The organism is Stutzerimonas azotifigens (assembly GCF_013522725.1).
Lineage (GTDB): Bacteria > Pseudomonadota > Gammaproteobacteria > Pseudomonadales > Pseudomonadaceae > Stutzerimonas > Stutzerimonas azotifigens_A.
In genome coordinates this window covers 1-1,232 of sequence record NZ_JAAMRF010000024.1, presented here as the reverse complement: position 1 = coordinate 1,232, position 1,232 = coordinate 1, and the positions used below count along the sequence as shown (strand labels likewise).

At 63.3% G+C, this 1,232-nt stretch carries 1 protein-coding gene; it reads left to right on the top strand.

The window, feature by feature from the left end:
* Nucleotides 1–14: 14 nt before the first annotated feature.
* Nucleotides 15–1,163 (top strand): OprD family porin, encoded by a 1,149-nt coding sequence (locus tag G7026_RS22475; RefSeq protein ID WP_375138219.1) that lies wholly within the window; start codon nt 15–17, stop codon nt 1,161–1,163.
* Nucleotides 1,164–1,232 lie beyond the last annotated feature (69 nt).

Below are 1,232 nucleotides of genomic sequence, written 5' to 3'. Positions count from 1 at the left end.
TCGATGGCTCCAAGCTGAGCGTCAACGCCCGCAACTTCTACATCAATCGCAACTTCGTCGACCCGACCAATGCCCAGAGCAAGGCCGAAGAGTGGACGCAGAGCTTCATCCTCAACTTCCAGTCCGGCTACACCTCCGGCCCCGTCGGCTTCGGCGTCGATGCCCTCGGCCTGCTCTCGGTCAAGCTCGACGGCGGTGGCGGCACCTATGGCACCGCTCTGCTGCCGCGCCACAGCGATGGTCGCCCGGCCGATGACTTCGGCCGCCTGGCCCTGGCCGCCAAGGCCAAGATCTCCAAGACCGAGCTGCGTGTCGGCGAGTGGATGCCGGTGCTGCCGATCCTGCGCGCTGACGACGGCCGCTCCCTGCCGCAGACCTTCCAGGGGGCGCAGATCACCTCCCAGGAAATCGACGGCCTGGCGCTCTACGCCGGCCAGATGCGCCAGAACAGCGAGCGTAACAACGCCAGCATGGAAGACATGTTCATGCAGGGCTTCACCGGCGCCACCTCCGATCGCTTCAACTTCGCCGGGGGTGAATTCACCTTCAATAGCGACCGCACCGTGGTCGGGCTCTGGCATGCCGAACTGAAGGACATCTACGAGCAGCAGTTCGTCAACCTGCGCCACGTGCAGCCGGTCGGCGACTGGGTGCTGGGCGCCAATCTCGGCTATTTCCAGGGCGATGAAGACGGCAGCGCCCGTGCCGGCAACCTGGACAACAAGACCTACTCGGGTCTGTTCTCGGCCAAGATCGGCGGCAACACCTTCTATGTCGGCCTGCAGAAGGTCAGCGGCGACAACGCCTGGATGCGCGTCAACGGCACCAGCGGCGGCACCCTGGCCAACGATAGCTACAACTCCAGCTACGACAACGCCAAGGAACGCTCCTGGCAGGTGCGCCACGACTACAACTTCGCCGCCCTCGGCGTGCCTGGCCTGACCTTGATGAACCGCTACATCAGCGGCGACAACGTGCAGACCGCCACCGTCACCGACGGCAAGGAATGGGGCCGCGAGACCGAACTGGCCTACACCATCCAGAGCGGCGCGCTCAAGGATCTGAGCATGCGCTGGCGCAACTCCAGCATTCGTCGCGACTTCAGCAACAACGAGTTCGACGAGAACCGCCTGATCTTCAACTACCCGTTGTCGATCCTGTAACACCGCTTCACCCGTTTGCTCCTGTTACGGCATTTCTTTAGCCCGTCCTCGTGACGGGCTTTTTTATGC